This window comes from Synechococcus sp. H70.2, assembly GCF_047462275.1.
Lineage (GTDB): Bacteria > Cyanobacteriota > Cyanobacteriia > Thermostichales > Thermostichaceae > Thermostichus.
Genome location: NZ_JANSIU010000004.1, coordinates 86,721 through 93,049, shown reverse-complemented (window position 1 = coordinate 93,049; position 6,329 = coordinate 86,721). Strand labels below are relative to the sequence as shown.

At 60.9% G+C, this 6,329-nt stretch carries 7 protein-coding genes; 2 read left to right on the top strand and 5 right to left on the bottom strand.

Features of this window, described 5'->3' with window-relative positions; genetic code table 11:
• Positions 1-12: 12 nt before the first annotated feature.
• Together NW822_RS05445 and rsmD are read left to right on the top strand one after the other, a co-directional pair.
• On the top strand, positions 13-918 hold the full coding sequence (locus NW822_RS05445) for a Sll0314/Alr1548 family TPR repeat-containing protein (RefSeq protein WP_414403859.1): 906 nt from the start codon (positions 13-15) through the stop codon (positions 916-918).
• A gap of 5 nt (positions 919-923) precedes the next feature.
• On the top strand, positions 924-1,475 hold the full coding sequence (rsmD, locus tag NW822_RS05440; protein ID WP_414362675.1) for a 16S rRNA (guanine(966)-N(2))-methyltransferase RsmD: 552 nt from the start codon (positions 924-926) through the stop codon (positions 1,473-1,475).
• On the opposite strand, the gene NW822_RS05435 is transcribed toward rsmD, so the two are convergent.
• The 5 genes from NW822_RS05435 to NW822_RS05415 form a co-directional block, all read right to left on the bottom strand.
• On the bottom strand, positions 1,472-2,083 hold the full coding sequence (locus NW822_RS05435) for a hypothetical protein (protein ID WP_414362676.1): 612 nt from the start codon (positions 2,081-2,083) through the stop codon (positions 1,472-1,474). The two genes, rsmD and NW822_RS05435, sit on opposite strands and share 4 nt — an antisense overlap.
• Before the next feature lie 44 nt (positions 2,084-2,127).
• The gene (gene glgA / locus NW822_RS05430) at positions 2,128-3,600 is read right to left on the bottom strand and encodes a glycogen synthase GlgA (protein WP_414362713.1); all 1,473 of its coding nucleotides are present in this window, start codon (positions 3,598-3,600) and stop codon (positions 2,128-2,130) included.
• 188 nt (positions 3,601-3,788) lie between these two features.
• On the bottom strand, positions 3,789-4,349 hold the full coding sequence (locus NW822_RS05425; RefSeq protein ID WP_414362677.1) for a shikimate kinase: 561 nt from the start codon (positions 4,347-4,349) through the stop codon (positions 3,789-3,791).
• A 30-nt stretch (positions 4,350-4,379) separates the two neighbouring features.
• Positions 4,380-5,018 (bottom strand): riboflavin synthase, encoded by a 639-nt coding sequence (locus NW822_RS05420; RefSeq protein WP_414362678.1) that lies wholly within the window; start codon positions 5,016-5,018, stop codon positions 4,380-4,382.
• Between the two features lie 19 nt (positions 5,019-5,037).
• Positions 5,038-6,255 (bottom strand): response regulator, encoded by a 1,218-nt coding sequence (locus tag NW822_RS05415; RefSeq protein ID WP_414362679.1) that lies wholly within the window; start codon positions 6,253-6,255, stop codon positions 5,038-5,040.
• Positions 6,256-6,329: the final 74 nt, after the last annotated feature.

Below are 6,329 nucleotides of genomic sequence, written 5' to 3'. Positions count from 1 at the left end.
GTTCTCGGGGCGGTGGGGGTTGGGGGAGTGACCTGCTCTGGGTTAGGCCCCTGCGGCACGCGGGGGGGCCGGCGGGGCGGGGGGGGGCGGGCGGCTGCGCCAGTTTGGGCGCAGGATCCCTTCCGCAGTGGGGCCAACACTCGCCCCATTAGCCCTGAGGTGGCTGCCGCCTTTGAGGAGTTTTTCTGCGCAGGCCGCTATACCCAGAGCCGGGAAAAGCTAGAGAGGGCCCGACAGGCTTCTCCCCAAGAGCCAATGGTCTACGCCTTGCTGGCAGCCCTGGCCTACCAAGAGGGGGATCTGGAGTCTTTCGCCCAGTTGGCCACCCAAACCCGCCAAGTGGCTGCCGAGCTGAAGAAGACGGATCCCTTACGCGGCAACCTGTACGAGGGCGTGGGCTACGGGTTGGAAGCAGCCAACATTGTGGTGCGGGAAGGGGTGGTGCTTGGCTTGCCTAAGGCATTGCCCACCCTCAACCAATTGTTTGCAGCCATCCGCGCTGCCCAAGCAGTAGACAGCAGTGACCCGGAGCTAAATCTTCTCAACGGCTATATTGACTTGTTGCTGACCTACCGCGAGAAGGCTTTGAACCAATTTCGTCTGGCAGCGCCTGAGTATTTAGCCTACCGCGGTCAAGCGCTGGCCTACCGGGATATGCAACGCTATGACGAGGCGCTGGCGGCGGTGGATCGGGCAATTGCAGTTTCCTGTAACAACCCTGAACTTTACTACCTCAAGGCCCAGATCCTGGCTGCCAAGGGTCAAGACCGGGAAGCCGTCCCCCTTTTTGACCAGGCTTTGCAGGCCGCTGCCCAGTTGCCGCAAGCCCTGGTGGAGCAAATCCAGATGGAGCGGGATCGCGCCGCCCAGCGCAGTGGGTTGACCGGCCAGTTGCCTACACCAACTCCCTCTCCCTAACACCAATGGGCCTGCGCATCAGTGGCAAACAGACGCTGCAAACCCCCCCTGGCCTGGGAACTCGGCCTACCCCTGGGCGGGTGAGGCAAGCTCTGTTTAACATCCTGCGGGGGCAGGTGGAGGGCTGTCGCTGGCTGGATCTCTGCTGTGGGGCTGGCACGGTAGGGGCAGAAGCCCTGTGCCAGGGAGCAGCCTTCGTGGCTGGCATCGAGATTGCCGCGCCAGCCTGTCGCCTCATCCAGGCCAACTGGGCCAAGGTGGCCAAGCCTGGACAATCTTTCCAGGTGATTCAGGGAGATGCCCGCAAGCTGCTCAGTCGAGGTCTCGCTTTGGATCCGTTTGATTACGTCTACTTTGCTCCCCCCTATGATGCCGGCCTGTACACCCCCCTCCTGCCGCTCATCCCGCCCTTGCTCAAGCCAGGTGGAACCTTGATTGTCGAGCATCGCAGTGGCCAAAAGTTACCGGAGCAGGTGGGATCCCTGCTGCGCTTGGACCAGCGGGCCTACGGGCAAACGGCGCTAGCTTTCTATCGGCAGCTGGGAGAGGGGCCCTAGGGGAAGGGGGTGCTGACAAAGCCAATCTCGAGAAGCTGCTGGTAGGCCTGGGTGCCTAGCTCCCGGGTTGGGGTCTGGCTCTTGATGACCTGGATCAGCCAGCCCACGGCCTCCTCAGGACGGCCGGCAGCCCGATAGACCACGGCTAGATCATAGGCGGCTTGATCCCGAGCCTGGGCGGCAACGCGGGCCAGCTCCCGCTGCTCTTCGGAGATGCGGTTTTGGATGCCGGCAAAAGCCCGGGAGAGATCCTGGTGGTAGTTGGAGCGCTGGTTGTAGGCGTTGAACACCTGTTGCAGGAGCTCAATGGCCCGGTCGTAGTTTTGGGCCTGGATGGCGGCATCCGCCTCAGCAGCCAACTGTTCGGCTCGCAAGGCGCTAAGGGCGCTGCTGGGCTGTTCTAGGGCACGAAACTGCTGGGGATTGGGAATAAGCTGCTGGCTAGCAGCAGGCAGTTCTTGAGCTGTAGCCCAGAAACTCGAGCTGACACCCAGCCCCAAGCCCAGCAAGAGACCAAAGGCCAACTGCAACCAAGAGCGGGGCCGAAAGGCAAGCCCACGGAAAGTAGGTCGACTCTTGCCAGCACCAGCAGGGGGTGGTCGGAACATGGGCCAGGAACCCTCGAAACCGTGCTAACCCGTTCTACTCTACCTTACTTCTGACTCTGCTGCAGCTCAGGGGCCTCCTCCAGAGGGGATTGCCGAGGAGGCAGCTCTTCAGACGGCGGGGAACTGGCCGGGAAGGGATCCGGTTGAGCCGAGAGGGTTTCTGGCAACAGGGGCAAGTTCATAATCCGCTCGTACAGGCGCAGGTATTGCAAGGCGGAGCGGCGCCAACTGAAATCGCTGGCCATGCCCCGCTTTTGCAGTGCTTGCCAGGTGTCTTTGTGCTGAAACGCCTCCCAGGCCCGCGCCAGACAGGTGTAGAAGTCCAAAGCCTCGTAGCGGTCAAAGCAGTAGCCAGTGCCAATCCCTTTGCTGGGAATATGGTGGCTGACCGTATCCACCAACCCCCCCGTGCGGCGGACGATGGGCACACACCCGTAGCGCATGGCAATCATCTGGCTAATGCCACAGGGCTCGAAGCGGCTGGGCATTAAAAAGACATCTGCTCCCCCATAGATCAACTGGGCCAGTTGGGGCTGGTAACCCCGTTGGTAGGCCACTCGGCCTGGGTGCCGCTCGGCCATCTCCTGCATCCGTCCTTCGTAGTAGGCTTCGCCGCTGCCCAGCAGGACAAATTGCGAGTCACTGTAGGCCAAGAAGCGATCCAAGGTTTGGATAAGCAGGTCGATCCCCTTTTGTTCCACCAAACGCGCCACCATCCCCATCAAAAACACATCGGGGTTGACGGTCAAGCCCACGCGGGCCTGCAGCACGGCCTTGTTCACCGCTCGACCGCTGAGGTCGTCAATGCTGAAGTTGGCGGCTAGATGGGGATCGGTGCGGGGATCAAACTTCTCGGTGTCGATCCCATTCAAGATCCCCCACAGGCGTTCCCCCTTCCAGGCCAGCAGATCCTGGAGGCCTTCTCCATAGACACTGGTGCGGATCTCCAGGGCGTAGGTGGGCGAAACCGTGGTTACCTGGTCGGCGTAGAGGATCCCGGCAGCCATGGCATTGGGAGCGGAAAAATACCAGGGCAGCCAGGTCATGCGTTCCAGTTGCCAACGCCAAGGTCCTTGATAGGCCAGGTTGTGAATGGTAAAGACAGTACCGATGTCAGGAGCCTGGTGCATCCAGGCCGGGATCATGCCGGTGTGCCAGTCGTGGCAGTGGATGATGTTGGGCCGCCAGGGGTAGTAGGTCCAGGCAAATTCGGCTACGGCGTTGGCAAAAAAAGTAAAGCGCCAGAACTCGTCCTCGCCGTAATAGATGCGGTGGGGGGCAAAACAGTAGTGGCTGACCAGGTAAAGGGGGACATCGGTGCCGGGTAAAACGCTTTCGTAGATATCAGCCACCTGGCCCATGACCTGCTTCGACCAGATGGGATCCTTAGAGCGGGGGTATTGCCCTGGTTCCTGGCCAAACTTGTCCCAGAGAAACCCATAGAGGGGCATGATGATGCGCACATCCTGCCCTAGCTTGCGCAAGGCAATGGGCAGGGATCCCACCACATCCGCCATGCCTCCTACCTTTGCGAGGGGAGCAACCTCTGCCGCCGCAAACAAAATTCTAGCTTGCACCACAACGCCCTCCCTCTTGTTAGGCAAATGGTCCTCGGCCCTACCCCTCCCCATCCTAGAACACTAGGGATCCCTAGGCAGAACCAGCTGAGGCTGCCTGCCCCTGGGCAGTGGTGTCGGCAGAGGACTTAGGGGTTTCCCTCTCGCAGACGAGCGCGGATGGCCTGCCAAACCTCTTCGGCCAACTGCGGTGGGCTAATTTCCCTGGAGATACGCACGCGTACATCGGCCTGGGCGTAGAAGGGTTCCCGCTCCTGCATTAGCTTCTGCAAAGTAGCGCGGGGAGCAGGAGTTTGCAGCAGGGGGCGGTGGCCGGGATCCCGTCTCAGTCGCTGCCAAATGAGCTCTGGGGTCGCATCCAGCCAAACGGTAAGGCCGTGGTGCAGGTAGCTCCAATTTTTGGGTCGCAGCACAATGCCGCCGCCGGTGGCAATGACCAGACGAGTGTAGCCACTCAGTTGGGCCAACACCTGGGTTTCCAGCTCTCGGAAGTGGGCTTCTCCCTGCTCGGCAAAGATCTGGGCTATTGAACAGCCGGCCACCTGCTCCACCAGAGCATCGGTATCAAAAAAGGGGCGGCGCAACTGGGCGGCCAGCTCCGCCCCCAGGGTGGATTTGCCGCTGCCCATCATGCCAATCAAATAGATGGTGACGCCGCGCAGGCATTCGGCTTCTTGGGGAGGGATCATGGGGTAGGGTCGGCTGGGACTTCCTGGGACCTAAATGTAGCCGTGCTCCGCTAGAAACTCCAGGGAGATGCCGCTCTCCGGCCAAGCCAGGCCCAACAATTTTTCCACATATTTGCCCAAGAGATCTGCCTCCACATTTACCAGATCCCCCACTTGCAGTAGGGAGAGGTTGGTCTCGCGGTAGGTGTGAGGGATCACCGCCACCTTAAACCAACACCCCCCTTGGCGCACCTCGGCAATGGTTAGGCTGACGCCGTTTACCGCCACACTGCCCTTGGGCACGATGTAGCGGCCAATTGCCGCCGGCACCTCAAAGCTCAGTTCCCAGGCGTTGCCGCTAGCTGCTTGTTCGCACAGTCGCCCCACCCCATCGATATGGCCGCTGACGAAATGTCCCCCTAACTTGTCCCCCACCCGCAGGGCTGGCTCTAGGTTAACTAGGCGCGGGCCGCGGGATCCCTGGCCCCAAGTCGAGCGGCGCAGGGTTTCCGGGGAGACATCTGCCAAGAAGCCATCGGGCAGGATCTCCACTACCGTCAGGCAAAGGCCGTCTACCGCCACGCTGTCCCCATAGGCCAACTGTGGCTGCAGCTCTGGGCAGGTAACCCGTACCTGAGAAGAGGAGATCAACTGAGCTGTACCCAAACTGCGCACCAGACCCGTAAACATGGCTTTGTTGGCTCTCCTTCTAGGCCTTGGCCTGATCCTCGAAGGGGAAAAGGGATCCCGGGTTGGTTTTGGCTCCTCGAGGAGAGCGCGGGGGGTGATCTTGCTGCTGGGCCAAGAGTCGCTCCACCTCGGCATTGAGCTGGCTTTCGCTAAAAGGCTTGGTCAGGTAGCCGGTTGCTCCCGACCACTTGCCGCGGATGCGATCCAACAGGCCGTCCCGTGCGGTCACCATCAGGATAGGGAGAGACTTGAACTCTTCCAGGCTGCGCACGATGCGGCAGAGCTCCAGGCCATCCATCCCGGGCATGGCGATGTCCATTAGTAGCAGGTGAGGCCGGTACTGGAACAAGAGGGGGAGCACCTCAGCGGGGTTGCCGGTTGTAATGACCCGATACTTGGGCAGGTACTGGCGCAGGATCTCCTGCATAACAACGCTGTCATCTACCGCCAAGAGGGTGAGGGGGGTAGGGCGCTGGGGGGGCAGCAGCTCGGGAGAAGTTTGTAAGCTCACCAGCCCTTTTTTGACCCAAGCGGCAAAGAGGCCAGCTACCTCCAGCCGATCCCGACAGAGCTTTTGGGCAATGGCCTCCAGCGACTGGCCATCTTTGGTAAGAGCATGAAGCTTTTGGCGCTGTTCGTCGCTAAGGCGATAGCGATTGACCCGCTCCCAGTTAACCACGGGCACCGCCAGAAGGCTGGGGATGGCCACCTTTAGTTCTGCCCAGCGATCGTGGCGGCGGGCAGCTTCTTGCAGCAGGGGCTCCAGCTCAAACCCGCCAATGGGTGCCTCCTGGGCAACCCGTTCCTGCACCTCGAAGTAACAGGTGCCCGCCCGCTCGAATAGGTAGCGATCAAAATCGGTGAGCAAGTTAAGCCAGAGGGCGTCTTCCACCTCGCCTGGCTTTATTAAACCCAGCTCGGCCATCACCTCCAGCAACTCCGGCAGGGGGCTGTCTCGGAGCAGCCGCTCCCGCAGCACCCGGATAACCCGTTGGGACCACTCTAGGTTGAGGCGAGGGATAAAGCGCGATAGGCGCTGCAGCAGAATTGGGGCTCCAAGGGGCTGATCAGCGGAAAAGAGCAGCCGGCCGCAGTAGTAGGTCAGCACCCAAGGCTCTGGTTCCGCGGCGGGATCCCCCCTCTTGAGGTAAAGGTGGAGGTAGCCAGTGGTAAACTGCCGACTTTGCTGCCGGAGTAGAGGTGCCAGTTCCGCCGCTGCAAAGAGAAAATGGGACATAGAAGCTCCTCCGGCCTCGTCTTTTCAGGCCACCCAAGCAGCGATTACCTTGGCTACTCACCCTAATTTGCAGC